The following is a 15,929-nucleotide window of genomic DNA, read 5'->3' as shown; positions in this document are numbered from 1 at the left end:
ATGCGCAAGATTAAAAGTGATGACGAAATAATTGTTATCGCCGGTCGCGATAAAGGCAAGCGTGGCAAAGTTGTTCGCGTTATGCCAAACGATAAAGTGATCGTTGCTGGTATTAACATCGTCAAAAAACACCAGAAGCCTAACCCGCAAATGGGTGTTCCTGGTGGGATTGTTGAGAAAGAAGCCGCTATTAATGTTTCCAATGTTGCGATCTATAACGCAGCCACTGGGAAAGCTGATCGCATTGGCTTTAAGGTTGAGGGCGACAAGAAAGTGCGCGTCTTCAAATCCACTGGCGAAGCCGTAGGGGCGTAAGTGATATGGCTAGGCTTAAAGAAGTATACAGCAAAGAGCTCGCTCCCAAACTGAAAGAAGAGTTGGGGCTGGCAAATGTAATGGAAGTGCCGCGCATCACCAAGATCACCATTAATATGGGTGTTGGTGAAGCTACGGGTGATAAAAAAGTCCTTGATAACGCCGTTGGCGATCTGGAAAAGATCGCAGGTCAAAAGGTTGTGGTAACTAAAGCACGCAAATCTATTGCAGGCTTTAAAATCCGTGACGGTTGGCCAATCGGTTGTAAAGTGACTCTGCGTCAAGATCGCATGTATGAATTTTTGGATCGTTTGATTTCTATCTCGATTCCACGGATTCGCGATTTCCGCGGTATCAGTCCTAAGCAGTTTGACGGCCGTGGCAACTTCTCGATGGGTGTGACTGAGCAAATTATCTTCCCAGAAATCGACTACGATAAAGTTGATAAGCTGCGCGGTTTGGATATTTGTATCACCACATCAGCACGTAACGACGACGAAGGTCGCGCTTTGTTAAAAGCGTTTAACTTCCCGTTCAAAGGCTAAGGGTAGAGACATGGCTAAAAAATCAATGATTGCGCGCGAAGCAAAACGTGCTCGTCTAGTCGAGAAGTACAGTGCTCAACGTGCTGAGCTGAAGGCGATTGTTTCGAGCCCTGCTTCATCTGAAGAGCAAGTGTGGGAAGCGCAAGCTAAACTGCAGAAACTGCCGCGTGATGGCAGCCCCGCTCGTCAGCGTAACCGCTGTCGTATCACGGGCCGTCCACACGGTGTTTATCGTAAGTTTGGTCTTTGCCGTCATAAGTTGCGTGAAGCAGCTATGCGCGGTGATGTCCCGGGTCTGGTTAAAGCGAGCTGGTAAGCTCAAGACCCATTTATAGGAGCAGATTCAGATGAGTATGCAAGATCCGTTAGCAGATATGCTGACTCGCATTCGTAATGCGCTGCAAGTAGGTAAGACTGACGTTACCATGCCATCGTCCGGCCTTAAGGTGAGTGTTGCCAAGGTGTTGGAAGAGGAAGGTTACGTTACTGGTCACTCTGTGAGTGAAGGCCCTAAAGCCAACCTGACAATTGACCTGAAGTATTTTGAAGGCAAGCCGGTAATCGCCGAAATCGTTCGTATTAGTCGTCCTGGTTTGCGCAATTACGCTGGTAAAACCGATCTGCCGAGTGTACGTAACGGCTTAGGTGTTGCTATCGTTTCGACAAGTAAAGGTGTTATGACTGATCGTGCTGCCCGCGCCGCTGGCGTTGGTGGCGAAGTCCTCTGCACAGTATTTTAACGGGAAGAACCATGTCACGAGTTGCAAACAGTCCGGTTGAAGTGCCTGCTGCGGTTAATGTCTCCCTTGATGGGCAAGACCTTAGCTTAAAAGGCAGCAAGGGCACGTTGGCGCTGTCAATTCACGAGAAAGTTGAAGTAAAGCAGGACGAAAATGTTCTGCGCTTCACTGCTCGTGACGGCGCCAAGCAGTCCATCGCAATGGCAGGCACTATGCGTGCCCTAGTCGGTAACATGATGCGCGGCGTATCTGAGGGTTTCGAAAAGAAACTGCAGTTGGTCGGTGTTGGTTATCGTGTCAAAGCAGAAGGCAAAACTGTAAACCTGTCTTTGGGTTTCTCTAACCCTGTTATATTTACCCTTCCTGAGGGTGTAACAGTAGAGACCCCAAGCCAGACCGATATCGTACTTAAGAGCGCTGATAAGCAGCTGCTCGGTCAGGTAGCTGCTGAAATACGCAGCCTGCGTCCACCAGAGCCTTATAAAGGTAAAGGTGTACGTTTTGCCGACGAGCAAGTACGTCGTAAAGAAGCTAAGAAGAAGTAGGGCTAGGTTATGAGCGATAAGAAGCAATCTCGTCTTCGCCGTGCGCGCCGTGCCCGTGCCAAGATTCGTGAGTTGGGTGCGAACCGTTTAAGCGTGTTCCGTACTCCCCGTCACATATACGCGCAAGTTATCGCGCACGACGGCGCGAGTGTTTTGGCAAGTGCGTCGACACTGGACAAGTCACTGCGTAGCGGTAAAACCGGTAACGCAGAAGCCGCTAAGGCCGTTGGTGAGTTAATCGCCGAACGCGCTAAAGCCGCCGGTATCACCCAGGTGGCCTTTGATCGTAGCGGTTTCAAATATCACGGTCGCGTAAAGGCATTAGCCGATGCCGCGCGTGAAGCTGGTTTGGAATTCTAAGGGTAAAGACATGGCTTTTACTAAGAAAGATGACAGCAATAACGAAGGCTTCCAGGAAAAACTGGTTCAGGTCAATCGTGTTGCCAAAACTGTTAAAGGTGGCCGTATCTTTGCCTTCACCGCGCTGACTGTTGTTGGTGATGGTAATGGTAAAGTTGGCTTTGGTCGGGGTAAAGCGCGCGAAGTACCAGTAGCTATTCAAAAAGCTATGGAAGCGGCTCGTCGTAATATGATCTCTGTAGATCTAAACGGTGATACACTGCAGTACGCCACTAAGGGCCGCCACGGCGCCTCTAAGGTTTATATGCAGCCAGCCTCTCAAGGTACCGGTATTATTGCCGGTGGTGCGATGCGTTCAGTACTTGAAATTGCCGGTGTACAGAACGTTCTGGCTAAGTGCTACGGTTCTACCAATCCTGTAAACGTGGTTCGTGCTACGTTCCAGGCGCTTAAGTCTATGGTCTCTCCTGAGTCTGTAGCTGCTAAGCGCGGTAAGAGCGTAGAAGATATTCTGAACTAATTGGCATTGTCCGATTACTAGAAAGCGGTATACGAGCATGGCTAAGAAAATGATTAAAGTGACTCAGTTAAAGAGTACTGCGGGCCGACTGAAGAACCATCGGGCTTGTGTTACTGGTTTAGGGCTGCGTCGCATCGGTCACACTGTAGAGGTTGAAGATACTCCATCTACGCGTGGCATGATTAACACTGTGAACTATCTGATTAAGGTAGAGGGAGAATAAGATGCGTCTTAATACGCTGAGTCCCGCTCCTGGTAGCACCCATAGCAAAAAACGTGTTGGCCGTGGTATCGGTAGTGGTTTAGGTAAAACCGCTGGTCGAGGTCACAAAGGTCAGAAAGCACGTTCTGGTGGTAGTGTGGCCCCGGGCTTTGAAGGCGGTCAGATGCCTTTGCAAAAACGCTTACCAAAATTTGGTTTCACCTCACGTATTGGTCGCGTAACTGCGCAAGTACGTTTGAATGAGCTGAACTTGGTTGACGGCGAAGTTATCGATCTGGAAACCTTGAAGCAAGCCGATGTTATCGGTTCGCACATCAAACGTGCCAAGATCTTTGCTTCTGGCGAAGTGAAAAAAGCCGTTACAGTGAAAGGTCTTGCTGTAACAAAAGGCGCCAAAGCTGCCATTGAAGCGGCTGGCGGTAAAGTCGAAGAGTAAGAGGTGCCAATGGCAACTCCCGGTAATCAGCCGCTAGTAAATCGAAAAGGATTGGGCGAGCTTTGGGCTCGCCTTCGTTTTCTGTTTTTGGCAATTGTGGTGTACCGTATTGGTACCCACATTCCCGTTCCAGGTCTTGACCCAGAACGAATTGCCGATCTGTTTAATCAGAATCAGGGAACGGTACTTGGCCTGTTTAATATGTTCTCGGGCGGTGCTCTTGAGCGGATGAGTATTCTTGCTTTGGGTATTTTCCCTTATATTTCAGCGTCGATCATCATGCAGTTAATGACCGCCGTGACTCCTTCATTGGAGCAGCTGAAAAAAGAGGGTGATGCTGGACGCCGCAAGATTAATCAGTACACTCGCTACGGAACCGTAATACTTGCTACCGTTCAAGCGATGGCAATGTCGGTAAGTTTCTCTGGTTTTGCCTACGGCGGTGAACCTGATTTTGCTTTCCACTTTATTGCGGTTACCTCCTTGGTTACCGGCGCCGTCTTTATGATGTGGCTGGGTGAGCAAGTGACCGAGCGCGGTATTGGTAATGGTATATCCATGCTGATTTTCGCTGGTATCGTTGCAGGGTTTCCTACAGCGATTGGCGCCACCTTTGAAAGTGCGCGTCAAGGCGATCTACACATGTTGATGTTGTTGGTTATTACGGCTGTTGCCATGGGCGTGATTTGGGCTATTGTCCGAATCGAACGTGGTCAGCGTCGTATTACAGTGAACTATGCGAAGCGTCAGCAAGGTCGTCAGGCCTATGCCGCCCAAACAAGTCACTTACCGCTCAAGATCAATATGGCAGGTGTTATTCCAGCAATTTTTGCCAGCTCCATCTTGCTATTCCCTGCATCTATTGCGCAGTGGTTTGGTGATGGCGGTGAAGGAGTTGTGAGTAACTTCTTGCAGGACTTCGCTTTGGCGATTGGCCCCGGCCAGCCTTTGAATATTCTGTTGTTCTCTGGCTTGATTGTTTTCTTCTGTTTCTTTTATACGGCGTTGATGTTTAACCCAAAAGAAGTGGCAGATAACCTGAAAAAATCAGGTGCTTATATACCAGGGATTCGTCCTGGTGAGCAATCAGCCAAATATATCGATAGTGTCCTAACCCGGTTGACAGTGGTAGGCGCCATCTATATGTCGTTAGTGTGCTTGATGCCTCAGTTCTTGGTGGTGGCCTTTAATGTGCCATTTTACCTCGGCGGCACTTCACTACTCATTGTAGTAGTTGTTGTGATGGACTTTATGTCTCAGGTTCAGTCTCACTTGATGTCCCATCAGTATGAATCACTGATGAAGAAATCAAACTTAAAGGGATACGGCAGCGGCAACGTTCGCTAATCCCGGATTTAAAGGTAGGATCATGAAAGTTCGTGCTTCTGTTAAAAAGATTTGCCGCAACTGCAAAATGGTACGTCGTAACGGTGTTTTGCGAGTTATCTGCACCGCCGAGCCACGCCACAAGCAGCGTCAAGGCTAAGCAAGACAGCTGAGCAACTTTTGGTTGCCGGTTGGCCAGAAAAGGTGGCATAATATGCCGCCTTTTCTGTCAGCTGAATTACTTAAGATTTATATCGGCTGGCTTGCACAATAGGGGGCGTTGACTGTCGTTCAGTGAGAAATCGCTGGGCTATTGCTTTTTTGTGTTTTTACCGCTATCCTTCCGCGCCTTTTATCATAGTGCGTAGGGGTGGTGTTAGATCACGTCAACGCTGCAATTTTAGAGTTACTGGAGTAATTTGAATGGCCCGTATTGCTGGTGTAAACATACCAGACCACAAACACGCGGTTATATCCCTGACTTATATTTATGGGGTAGGCCGGACCACTGCCAAGCAGATTTGTTCTGCTACAGGCATTGCGGAAGATACCAAAATTGGTTCGCTTAGCGAAGCTCAAGTGGATGAAATCCGTAATGCAGTGGGCAAGTTCACCGTAGAAGGTGACCTGCGTCGTGTTGTGTCTATGAACATTAAACGCTTAATGGATTTGGGATGCTACCGTGGTTTGCGCCACCGTCGTAGTTTACCTCTCCGTGGTCAGCGTACTAAGACTAACGCACGTACCCGCAAAGGTCCGCGTAAGCCTATTAAGCGTTAATTCGCAGGCTCTCGCTCACATTCAAGTACGGTAACAACTGTTAGGAAGAGAATTGCTATGGCCAAGCCAAGTAATAAAACTACGACCAAAAAGAAGGTCAAAAAGCAGGTTGTGGATGGTGTTGCACACATTCATGCCTCTTTTAATAATACGATCATTACGATCACCGATCGCCAGGGTAATACCCTGACTTGGGCAACTTCAGGTGGCTCAGGTTTCCGTGGTTCACGTAAAAGTACCCCATTTGCCGCTCAGGTAGCTGCAGAACGTGCCGGTGAAGCCGCTAAAGAATACGGCTTAAAGAACCTTGACGTAGAAGTAAAAGGCCCAGGGCCCGGCCGCGAGTCTGCCGTGCGCGCCCTGAATAACGTTGGTTATAAAATCACCAACATCACAGACGTGACGCCGATACCACATAATGGCTGTCGTCCGCCGAAAAAACGTCGAGTGTAAGGGGGCAAACTAATGGCACGTTATATTGGACCAACATGTAAGCTGTCCCGTCGCGAAGGTACCGATCTCTTTTTAAAGAGTGGAGCACGCGCGCTGGACTCAAAGTGTAAACTGGAATCTGTACCTGGCCAACATGGTCAGCGCCGCGGTCGTTTGTCGGATTACGGTATTCAGTTACGCGAGAAGCAAAAAGTACGTCGCACCTATGGTGTTCTAGAGAAACAGTTCCGTGGCTACTATAAAGAAGCCGCTCGTCGCAAAGGCGCGACTGGTGAGAACCTGTTGAAATTGCTGGAATGTCGCTTGGATAACGTGGTTTACCGCATGGGTTTTGGCGCTACTCGCGCAGAATCTCGTCAGTTGGTATCTCACAAAGGCATTACTGTTAATGGTCAAACCGTTAACATCGCTTCTTATCAAGTAGCGGAAGGTGATGTGGTTGCGGTTCGCGAAAAGGCTAAAAAACAACTGCGTATTCAGAATGCTTTGACCTTGTCTGGTCAGCGCGCTGATGTCGAGTGGGTTGAAGTCAACGTTGAGAAGAAGGAAGGCACTTATAAGCGTGTTCCTGATCGCAGCGATTTGCCGGCTGAAATCAACGAAAACCTTATCGTAGAGCTTTACTCCAAGTAAGGGATTAACCGTTAACAGGTGTGGCTATGCAGACTGCAGTAAACGAATTTTTGACTCCGCGTCATATCGACGTTACCGAAAACAGCCCAACTCACGCTCGAGTTGTGCTGGAACCGCTGGAGCGTGGTTTTGGACATACTTTGGGCAATGCATTGCGTCGCATTTTGCTTTCGTCAATGGCCGGTTGTGCTGTTACTGAAGTAGAAATCGATGGTGTATTGCACGAGTATAGTGATATCGAAGGGGTCCGTGAGGACGTCATCGAAATCCTGCTGAACCTCAAAGGCGTTGCCGTGGTAATGCACGGTAAAGATCAAGCCGTACTGACGCTGACCAAAAAAGGTCCTGGTGTTGTAACCGCAGGTGATATTCAAGTAGACCATGATATCGAGGTGAAAAACCCCGATCATGTGATCGCTAATATCACTGGTGACACTACACTGACTATGCGTTTGACGGTTGCACGTGGCCGTGGTTATCAGCCTGCTGATGCACGTCGCCAAGAAGACGATGAAAGTCGTGCTATTGGACGCCTCCAATTGGATGCTTCTTATAGTCCAGTTCGTCGTGTTGCTTATAGCGTCGAAAGCGCTCGTGTTGAGCAGCGCACCGATCTGGATAAGTTGATTTTGGATCTTGAGACCAACGGTACCATTGATCCTGAAGAAGCTATTCGTCGTGCGGCAACTATCTTACAGCAGCAGTTGGCTGTGTTTGTTGATCTGGAAGGCGAAAAACTGTCACAACCGGAAGAAAAAGAAGAGGCGATTGACCCTGTTCTATTGCGTCCGGTAGATGATTTAGAGCTGACCGTTCGTTCGGCAAACTGCCTGAAAGCGGAAAATATCTACTACATCGGTGATCTGATTCAGCGCACAGAAGTTGAGCTGTTAAAGACCCCGAACCTGGGTAAAAAGTCTCTCACCGAGATTAAAGATGTACTCGCCTCGCGCGGTTTGTCTCTCGGTATGCGTTTGGAAAACTGGCCTCCGGCTAGCTTACGCAACGAAGACTGATTAATAGACTGTTCCGCGCTTAGCGCGGACTAACACGATTGCTGTGAAGCAATCATAAGTGAAGGATTTAGCGTCATGCGTCATCGTCATAGTGGCCGTCAACTGAATCGTAACAGTTCACATCGCAAAGCCATGTTTCGCAATATGATCGCGTCACTGGTAGAGCACGAACTGATTAAGACTACCTTGCCTAAGGCCAAAGAGCTGCGTCGTTTTGCCGAGCCTTTGATCACCTTAGCTAAAACAGATAGCGTTGCAAATCGTCGTTTGGCATTTGCTCGTCTGCGCGACCCTAAAGCTGTTGGTAAGTTGTTTACCGAGTTAGGTCCACGTTTTGAGAGTCGTCCAGGTGGTTACCTGCGTATTCTTAAGTGTGGCCTGCGTACCGGTGACAAAGCTACCATGGCTTATGTTGAGCTGATGGATCGCCCTGTTACAGGTGCAGTTGAAGAAGCGGTCGAAGCCGAGTAACCACTACTCGCTTTATCGTAAAACGCAAAAAAGCCGGCTTGCCGGCTTTTTTGCGTTTTTGCATGTCAGTTTTTTATGCAGCTCTATAGCGTGTCTCGGCCGTGAGGCGCATTAAGCTCTAGCAGTGGGCCGTTGGGGATAATGGCGGTGGGGTTGATCATCGTATGGCTGCGGTAATAATGTTCTTTAATGTGGTCAAAATTCACCGTTTTTGCGACACCCGGCCATTGGTATAGCTCGCGGGTATAAGCCCATAGGTTGGGGTAGTCAACGATACGTTTTAAGTTACATTTAAAGTGGCCGTGATATACCGCATCAAACCGTATCAGGGTGGTAAACAGCCGCCAGTCGGCCTCGGTAATTTCACCTCCTGTTAGGTAGCGTTGTTGGGCCAGTAGTGCCTCTATCTTATCTAAGCTGTCAAACAGAGTTGTTACCGCTTCGTCATAGGCCGATTGTTCTGTGGCAAAGCCGGCTTTATACACTCCATTGTTAATTGTGTGATAAACCTGATGATTGATTTCATCGATGTTAGTTTGCAGTGCGATAGGATAGTAATCACCTTTAAGTGCCCCTATATGATCAAATCCAGAGTTTAAAATACGAACAATATCGGCCGATTCATTGTTGACGATGCGCTCGCGTTGTTTATCCCACAAAAGCGGTACTGTCACTCGGCCGCTATAGTTAGGGTTGTCGCGAGTGTACAGCTGGTGTAAAAAATCAGCTTGATAGACTTGATCGCGACTGCTGCGGGTGTTGGACGCAAAGCTCCAGCCGTGCTCGCGCATCAGCGGGTTAACTACCGAGACACCGATCATCTCCTCTAAGCCTTTTAGCGTGCGAAGAATGAGTGTGCGGTGGGCCCAAGGGCAGGCCAGAGAGACATAGAGGTGGTAGCGCCCAGGTTCTGCTTTAAATCCGTCTGTACCGGTTGCTCCAGCGCTACCATCCGGGGTGATCCAATGGCGATACTGAGCCTCGCTGCGGATAAATTTACCGCCTGATGTTTTAGTGTCGTACCACTGGTCGTGCCAGATTCCATCTATTAATAAACCCATAACAACTCCTTTCGTTGTCTGTTAACTTTTTTGCTGCTGATGTGATTACTCTAGCGTTGCGGCGCAGTTAAGAACAGTTGGCGCAGTGGTATAGATTGATTGATATATTCGATGATAAATGTCGACCACAAAAAAGGGCGACCTGTTAGGGACGCCCTTTTTTATCCAGTAGCACTTAAAAGTTTAGGTGCTGTACACAATCTTACAAAGCATTAATGATCTGGTTTAGAGTGTTGCTCGCACGCATGGCAGCAGCGGTTTTGGCGTCGTCGGTTTGATAGTAACCACCGATATCAATGGGCTTACCTTGAGCGGCGTTAAGCTCGTCCATAATGGTTTGCTCGTTAGCCGACATTTCACTGGCAAGCTTGCTAAAGCGGGCTTTTAGGTCGCTATCACTGTCTTGCGCAGCCAATGCTTCGGCCCAGTACATAGCTAGATAAAAGTGGCTGCCACGGTTATCAATTTGTCCAACTTTACGCGATGGTGATTTGTTGGTATCCAAAAATTTACCGGTGGCTTTATCGAGTGCATCACCCAAAATTTTCGCTTTTGGATTGTTGTTCACATCGCCAAAATGCTCTAGTGATGCAGCTAAGGCTAAAAATTCACCCAGTGAATCCCAGCGTAGATGACCTTCATCGACAAACTGCTCAACGTGTTTCGGTGCCGAGCCGCCTGCGCCTGTTTCAAATAAGCCGCCGCCGTTCATTAGGGGAACGATAGAAAGCATTTTTGCACTGGTGCCCAACTCTAAAATTGGGAATAAGTCGGTGAGGTAGTCGCGCAATACATTGCCAGTTACCGAGATGGTGTCTAGGCCATCTTTGGTGCGTCGCAGCGTAGCTCGAGTTGCTTCCTCTGGTGAGAAAATCTGAATATCTAATCCGTCAGTATCGTGTTGCTGTAGGTAAGTCTCTACCTTTTTAATCAGCTCTGCATCGTGAGCGCGATTTTTGTCTAGCCAAAAATAGGTTGGGTTACCTGTAGCGCGAGCACGGTTTACGGCCAGTTTTACCCAGTCTTGCACTGGGGCATCTTTTACCTGACAGGCGCGGAAAATATCACCTTGTTCCACGCTTTGTTCTAACAATACGATGCCGTCAGCGTCGATGATGCGTACGGTACCGTTGGTTTGCATTTCAAACGTTTTGTCGTGCGAGCCGTATTCTTCGGCCTTTTGAGCCATCAAGCCTACGTTGGGCACGCTGCCCATCGTGGTCGGGTCAAAGGCCCCGTTCTCTTTACAGAACTGGATGGTCTCTTGATAAACACCGGCATAACAGCGATCAGGAATCGTGTACTTGGTGTCGTGTAGCTTGCCGTCCGGACCCCACATTTGACCAGATGAGCGGATGGCTGCTGGCATGGAGGCATCGATGATGACATCGTTAGGTACATGTAAGTTAGTGATGCCTTTATCTGAGTTCACCATGGCGATCTCTGGGCCGGCATCGTAGATGGCTTTAATGTCGGCTTCGATGGCCGCACGTTTGTCGGCTGGCAGCTTTTGAATGCTAGATAGTACGTCGGCAAAACCGTAGGTTGGATCTACGCCTAGCTCGTCAAACTCTGTTTGATACTTTTCGAACAAGTCTTTAAAAAATACCGTTACTGCATGACCAAAAATAATGGGGTCAGAGACCTTCATCATGGTTGCTTTCATATGCAGAGAAAAGAGTACGCCTTCTTCTTTGGCGTCGGCAATGGCTTGTGCTAAAAAGCTGCGCAGTGCGCGCGCGCTTAATACCGCAGCGTCAACAATCTCGCCAGCTTGCAAGGTTAGATCGCCTTTTAAGATTTGCTTGCTGCCATCGGCTTTTTCAAACTCAATTTTTGCACGGGTAGCGGCGGCTAAGGTGACAGATTTTTCACTGCCAAAGAAATCGCCTTCGGTCATGTGTGCTACATTCGACTTAGAGTCTTTAGACCAAGCGCCCATCGAGTGGGGGTTTTTGCGAGCGTATTCTTTTACCGATGGCGGTGCGCGACGGTCAGAGTTGCCTTCACGCAGTACCGGGTTTACCGCGCTGCCTTTAATTTTATCGTAGCGGCTCGCGATGTTTTTTTCTTCATCGGTGCTCGGCTCGGCAGAGTAATCTGGTAGGGCGTAACCCTTGTCCTGTAGCTCTTTAATGGCTTCTTTTAACTGCGGGATAGACGCGCTAATGTTGGGCAGTTTGACGATGTTGGCGTCAGGCTGTTGGGCCAGTGCGCCCAGCTCGGCCAGCGCATCGCTTTGGCGTTGCTCTTCTTTCAGATATTCCGGAAAGGCGGCGATAATACGGCCAGCTAAAGAGATGTCTTTTAACTCTACGCTCACGCCAGATACTTGGGTGAAGGCTTCGATAATAGGCAGTAAAGATTGTGTGGCAAGCGCAGGGGCTTCGTCGGTTTTGGTGTAGATAATTTTAGAGTCTGATGTAGCCATTCTTTTACCTATGGTTTTAAGAGGGTATCTTCAGAGGCCGGGCGGGTACTGCTTGCAAACGGGGTCAGCTAATGACAGCTGGGTACGGATAAGTGCCTTCCCGTGCAAGTGCCACCAACCCTTTATCGGCAGCTTTTGGCCGCCAATCAATTCGGCACACAAGCCTCTGCATTGGAGGAGGCGGCATTATACCAGCTACCGCGGCTCTGGAGTAGAGTGCCGCGTTGTTAGCCGCGTAAGCTAGGTTGGCGGCCTAAACGCTTAAAGTTGCCGTTGCGCGGCCTTAAGTGTTTAGGCGTTTCTGGCTTTGGCGCGCTCGCGGGCGATTTTGAGCATGGGAGCTAAAAATTGTCCGGTATAAGACTTTTTAACCTTAGTGATATCTTCCGGTGTGCCTGTGGCGATAATCTGCCCCCCGCCACTGCCGCCTTCTGGGCCTAGATCAATGACCCAATCGGCGGTTTTAACGACATCTAGGTTATGCTCGATCACGACCACCGTGTTGCCATGATCACGCAGCCGCTGCAATACGGTTAGCAGCTGTTGGATGTCGTAAAAGTGCAGGCCAGTGGTGGGCTCGTCCAGAATATACAGAGTTTTTCCGGTGTCGCGTTTAGACAGCTCTTTAGCGAGCTTCACCCGCTGCGCTTCACCGCCAGACAGGGTAGTGGCGGCTTGGCCTAAACGAATATAAGACAGCCCCACATCGATTAAGGTTTGTAGTTTTTTGGCGATGGCGGGAATAGCATCAAAAAATTCGCGGGCGTCTTCTACGGTTAGGTCGAGCACCTCGTGAATATTTTTGCCTTTGTATTTAACCTCTAAAGTTTCACGATTGTAGCGCTTGCCTTTGCATATATCGCAGGGGACGAACACATCGGGTAAAAAGTGCATCTCAACCTTGATAACTCCATCGCCTTGGCAGGCTTCACAGCGGCCACCTTTGACGTTAAAACTAAACCGCCCGGCTTTGTAGCCTCGCGAGCGGGCCTCTGGAGTGCCAGCAAACAGCTCGCGGGCTGGGGTAAAAATACCGGTATAAGTGGCGGGGTTGGAACGTGGTGTGCGGCCGATGGGGCTTTGGTCGATATCCACACATTTATCAAAAAATGTCATGCCTTCGATGCGCTCAAAGGGGGCTGGTTTGAGCGTGGTTGCGCCATTGAGTTCGGTGGCGGCTATCGGGTGCAGTGTGGCGTTAATTAAGGTGGACTTACCCGAGCCGGATACTCCGGTGACACAGGTCATTAAGCCCACGGGGAGCTCTAAATTAACGTTTTTTAAATTATTGCCACTGGCGCCAAATAGTTTGAGCATTTGTTTTGGGTCGGCTGGGGTACGCTTGGCCGGAACCGCGATTTCTTTGGCGCCACTTAAGTATTGTCCGGTAAGCGATCGCTCGCTCGCCATAATGTCGTCCACCGTGCCCTCGGCGATTACTTCGCCACCGTGCACCCCTGCGCCTGGGCCAATATCAATCACGTGGTCGGCAAGGCGAATAGCGTCTTCGTCGTGCTCTACCACAATCACCGTGTTACCTAAGTTTTTTAAGTGAGTCAGGGTGGCAAGCAGGCGGTCGTTGTCGCGTTGATGTAAGCCAATGGAGGGCTCATCCAAAATATACATTACCCCGACTAACCCGGCGCCAATTTGGCTGGCAAGTCGAATGCGCTGCGCCTCGCCCCCCGATAGGGTGTCAGCGCTGCGGTTAAGAGAGAGGTAGTTAAGGCCCACATCGACCAAAAAGCTAAAACGATCACGCAGTTCTTTTAAAATTTTGTCGGCGATACCGGCACGCGCACCGGTAAACGCGAGAGCGCTGAAGTACTTGTGCGCATCGCCTACCGGCATGTCAGTAATTTGCGGCAGACTGCGCTCGTCGACAAACACGTTGCGCGCCTCAAGCCGTAATCGCGCCCCTTTACAAGATGGACACGGTTGGGTCGAAAGAAACTTGGCCAGTTCTTCTCGCACAGTGGATGATTCAGTGTCGCGATAACGCCGCTCAAGGTTGGGCAGCACGCCCTCAAAAGTGTGCTTGCGCTGAATAATATCACCGCGTTCGTTAACGTAATTAAATGAGATGATTGCATCGCCCGAGCCGTCCAGCACCGCACGCTGTTGTTCGTGGGTTAGATCTTGCCACGTCGTGTCGACGTTAAAGCCATAGTGCTCGGCAATTGAGGTGAGCATATGAAAGTAATAAATATTGCGTTTGTCCCAGCCGCGTATAGCGCCTTGCGCCAATGAGGACTCTGGAAACAGCAGCACCTTGCTCTCATCAAAAAACTGTTTAATGCCCAATCCGTCGCAAGTGGGGCAGGCGCCGGCTGGGTTGTTAAACGAAAACAGCCGTGGCTCCAGTTCGCTTAAGCTGTAGTCGCATACAGGGCAAGCGTGTTTGGCCGAGAAAATACGGTCGTCTTGCTTACCGTCCATATCGCTAATGCCGGCCAGCCCTTCGGTTAAATTCAGTGCCGTTTCAAACGATTCTGCCAGTCGCACTTTTAGGTCATCGCGGACTTTAAAGCGATCGACTACCACATCAATTGTGTGCTTCTTCTTTTTATCAAGTGCGGGGGCATCGTCTAAATCAACCAACAAGCCGTCGATACGAGCGCGGATAAACCCCTCGCGTTTTAGGTGGTCTAGCGTATGTAAGTGCTCACCTTTTCGATCGCGAACAATCGGTGCAAGCAGCATTAGCTTGCTGCCTTCGGGCATCGCCAGCACGGTGTCGACCATTTCACTGACGGTTTGCGCTGTTAGCGGCTCGCCGTGTACTGGGCAGCGCGGTTCACCTACGCGGGCATAGAGCAGGCGTAGGTAGTCGTAAATTTCGGTAATGGTGCCCACAGTCGAGCGCGGGTTGTGGGAGGTCGATTTTTGCTCGATGGAGATCGCTGGGCTCAACCCTTCGATATGATCCACGTCGGGTTTTTCCATCATCGACAAAAATTGGCGAGCGTAGGTAGATAGAGATTCAACGTAGCGTCGTTGGCCCTCGGCGTAAAGTGTGTCAAACGCTAGAGATGACTTGCCCGAGCCCGACAGGCCGGTGATAACCACCAGTTTATCGCGTGGGATGTCCAGATCGATATTCTTGAGGTTGTGAGTGCGCGCGCCACGAACGTAAATCGTATCCAATCTATACCACCTGTTGGGGTTTTCTGCCCCTTCGCCTAAAAACTCGCCATTATACGGTATTTACGCACGCGCGGATTGGGTCTTGGCGCAGTTAGTGGATAAGGGTTGTAAAAAACGCGTTTTGCTTCGCGCTGTGGTAAAATTCGCGGCTTTTATCAATCAGGATTTCTTGTGTCCGTGCCTACCGCCTCATTTGAGCGCCGCGTTGTTATGGCGCTATCGTCACTCTATGCATTCCGCATGCTCGGTTTGTTTATGGTGTTGCCGGTGCTGACCCTTTATGGCGATGCTTACAGCGGTGCGACCCCCGCTTTGTTAGGCTTGGCCCTAGGCGCTTACGGGTTTAGTCAGGCGCTGCTGCAAATCCCATTTGGCATGCTGTCTGATCGCATTGGTCGTAAGCCCGTTATTGTGGCGGGGTTATTGATTTTTGTTGCGGGGAGTATTGTCGCGGCACAGGCCGATACCGTCTACGAGCTCGTGCTTGGGCGTGTATTACAAGGTGGCGGGGCGATTGCCAGTGCAGTCATGGCGATGGTTACTGACCTCACGGCCGATGAGAATCGCACCAAGGCCATGGCCAGCATCGGCGCTTCTATCGGTGTATCGTTCGCGCTGGCTTTAGTGGTTGGCCCGGCGTTAGCGGGTATTGGTGGTTTATCGCTGATATTTTGGGTCACCGCCGCGCTGGGTTTAATCGGCGTGTATATCATTATTTATCAGGTGCCGGCGGTTAGTCATGGCGGTGCTCAAGCGCGGCGGCGAGAAACCGGCGCGGTACCGGCGCTGTTGAGTAAAACATTGCGTAACGGCGAACTGCTTAGATTAGATGTTGGTATCTTTGCTTTGCACTGCGTGCTAACAGCCAGTTTTGTGGTGTTACCCAGTGTCTTGGTCGGCTCGCTTGGTGTAGGAAGGGCTCACCAA

At 49.8% G+C, this 15,929-nt stretch carries 20 protein-coding genes; 17 read left to right on the top strand and 3 right to left on the bottom strand.

Annotated elements, in window-relative coordinates; all coding sequences use genetic code 11:
* From rplX to rplQ, 16 genes are all read left to right on the top strand, one after another.
* Window positions 1–315, top strand: a complete 315-nt coding sequence (gene rplX, locus GILYN3_RS15985) for a 50S ribosomal protein L24 (protein WP_049724037.1) — start codon at window positions 1–3, stop codon at window positions 313–315.
* A gap of 5 nt (window positions 316–320) precedes the next feature.
* A complete protein-coding gene (gene rplE / locus GILYN3_RS15980; protein ID WP_049724036.1) occupies window positions 321–860 on the top strand; it encodes a 50S ribosomal protein L5 in 540 nt (179 codons plus the stop codon).
* 10 nt (window positions 861–870) lie between these two features.
* Window positions 871–1,176, top strand: coding sequence for a 30S ribosomal protein S14 (gene rpsN, locus GILYN3_RS15975; protein ID WP_049724035.1), 306 nt, complete (start codon window positions 871–873; stop codon window positions 1,174–1,176).
* 31 nt (window positions 1,177–1,207) lie between these two features.
* A complete protein-coding gene (gene rpsH / locus GILYN3_RS15970; RefSeq protein WP_049724034.1) occupies window positions 1,208–1,600 on the top strand; it encodes a 30S ribosomal protein S8 in 393 nt (130 codons plus the stop codon).
* 11 nt (window positions 1,601–1,611) lie between these two features.
* Window positions 1,612–2,145, top strand: coding sequence for a 50S ribosomal protein L6 (gene rplF, locus GILYN3_RS15965; RefSeq protein WP_049724033.1), 534 nt, complete (start codon window positions 1,612–1,614; stop codon window positions 2,143–2,145).
* Window positions 2,146–2,154: 9 nt separating this feature from the next.
* A complete protein-coding gene (gene rplR, locus GILYN3_RS15960) occupies window positions 2,155–2,505 on the top strand; it encodes a 50S ribosomal protein L18 (protein WP_049724032.1) in 351 nt (116 codons plus the stop codon).
* 10 nt (window positions 2,506–2,515) lie between these two features.
* Window positions 2,516–3,025, top strand: a complete 510-nt coding sequence (rpsE, locus tag GILYN3_RS15955; RefSeq protein ID WP_049724031.1) for a 30S ribosomal protein S5 — start codon at window positions 2,516–2,518, stop codon at window positions 3,023–3,025.
* A 37-nt stretch (window positions 3,026–3,062) separates the two neighbouring features.
* Window positions 3,063–3,248, top strand: coding sequence for a 50S ribosomal protein L30 (gene rpmD / locus GILYN3_RS15950; RefSeq protein WP_049724030.1), 186 nt, complete (start codon window positions 3,063–3,065; stop codon window positions 3,246–3,248).
* A gap of 1 nt (window position 3,249) precedes the next feature.
* Window positions 3,250–3,684 carry a 50S ribosomal protein L15 gene (gene rplO / locus GILYN3_RS15945; RefSeq protein WP_049724029.1) on the top strand — a complete coding sequence of 145 codons (435 nt, stop codon included), beginning with the start codon at window positions 3,250–3,252 and terminating at the stop codon, window positions 3,682–3,684.
* A 9-nt stretch (window positions 3,685–3,693) separates the two neighbouring features.
* Window positions 3,694–5,031 carry a preprotein translocase subunit SecY gene (gene secY, locus GILYN3_RS15940; RefSeq protein WP_049724028.1) on the top strand — a complete coding sequence of 446 codons (1,338 nt, stop codon included), beginning with the start codon at window positions 3,694–3,696 and terminating at the stop codon, window positions 5,029–5,031.
* 22 nt (window positions 5,032–5,053) lie between these two features.
* Window positions 5,054–5,170 (top strand): 50S ribosomal protein L36, encoded by a 117-nt coding sequence (rpmJ, locus tag GILYN3_RS15935; protein ID WP_049724027.1) that lies wholly within the window; start codon window positions 5,054–5,056, stop codon window positions 5,168–5,170.
* 263 nt (window positions 5,171–5,433) lie between these two features.
* Complete coding sequence (rpsM, locus tag GILYN3_RS15930) at window positions 5,434–5,790, top strand: 30S ribosomal protein S13 (RefSeq protein ID WP_049724026.1); 357 nt, start codon at window positions 5,434–5,436, stop codon at window positions 5,788–5,790.
* 57 nt (window positions 5,791–5,847) lie between these two features.
* The gene (gene rpsK, locus GILYN3_RS15925) at window positions 5,848–6,243 is read left to right on the top strand and encodes a 30S ribosomal protein S11 (RefSeq protein ID WP_049724025.1); all 396 of its coding nucleotides are present in this window, start codon (window positions 5,848–5,850) and stop codon (window positions 6,241–6,243) included.
* Window positions 6,244–6,255: 12 nt separating this feature from the next.
* Window positions 6,256–6,876: a 30S ribosomal protein S4 gene (gene rpsD / locus GILYN3_RS15920; RefSeq protein ID WP_049724024.1), complete on the top strand. Its 621-nt coding sequence runs from the start codon at window positions 6,256–6,258 to the stop codon at window positions 6,874–6,876.
* 26 nt (window positions 6,877–6,902) lie between these two features.
* Window positions 6,903–7,892: a DNA-directed RNA polymerase subunit alpha gene (locus tag GILYN3_RS15915; protein WP_049724023.1), complete on the top strand. Its 990-nt coding sequence runs from the start codon at window positions 6,903–6,905 to the stop codon at window positions 7,890–7,892.
* A gap of 75 nt (window positions 7,893–7,967) precedes the next feature.
* Window positions 7,968–8,363 (top strand): 50S ribosomal protein L17, encoded by a 396-nt coding sequence (gene rplQ / locus GILYN3_RS15910; RefSeq protein ID WP_049724022.1) that lies wholly within the window; start codon window positions 7,968–7,970, stop codon window positions 8,361–8,363.
* A gap of 83 nt (window positions 8,364–8,446) precedes the next feature.
* Here rplQ and GILYN3_RS15905 read toward each other — a convergent pair whose 3' ends face one another.
* From GILYN3_RS15905 to uvrA, 3 genes are all read right to left on the bottom strand, one after another.
* Entirely contained in the window at window positions 8,447–9,424 is a 978-nt protein-coding gene (locus GILYN3_RS15905) for a glutathione S-transferase family protein (protein WP_049724021.1), read from the bottom strand.
* A gap of 202 nt (window positions 9,425–9,626) precedes the next feature.
* A complete protein-coding gene (locus tag GILYN3_RS15900) occupies window positions 9,627–11,855 on the bottom strand; it encodes an NADP-dependent isocitrate dehydrogenase (protein ID WP_049724020.1) in 2,229 nt (742 codons plus the stop codon).
* Window positions 11,856–12,146: 291 nt separating this feature from the next.
* Window positions 12,147–15,002, bottom strand: coding sequence for an excinuclease ABC subunit UvrA (uvrA, locus tag GILYN3_RS15895; protein WP_049724019.1), 2,856 nt, complete (start codon window positions 15,000–15,002; stop codon window positions 12,147–12,149).
* A gap of 171 nt (window positions 15,003–15,173) precedes the next feature.
* Here uvrA and GILYN3_RS16945 point away from each other — a divergent pair.
* The coding region (locus tag GILYN3_RS16945; protein WP_232305629.1) for an MFS transporter at window positions 15,174–15,929 on the top strand (756 nt) is incomplete at its 3' end.

Source organism: Gilvimarinus polysaccharolyticus (assembly GCF_001187555.1).
In the GTDB taxonomy this organism is placed as follows: Bacteria; Pseudomonadota; Gammaproteobacteria; order Pseudomonadales; family Cellvibrionaceae; genus Gilvimarinus; species Gilvimarinus polysaccharolyticus.
Note: the sequence above shows the minus strand (reverse complement) of the source record. Positions and strands in the feature narration are given on the sequence as shown.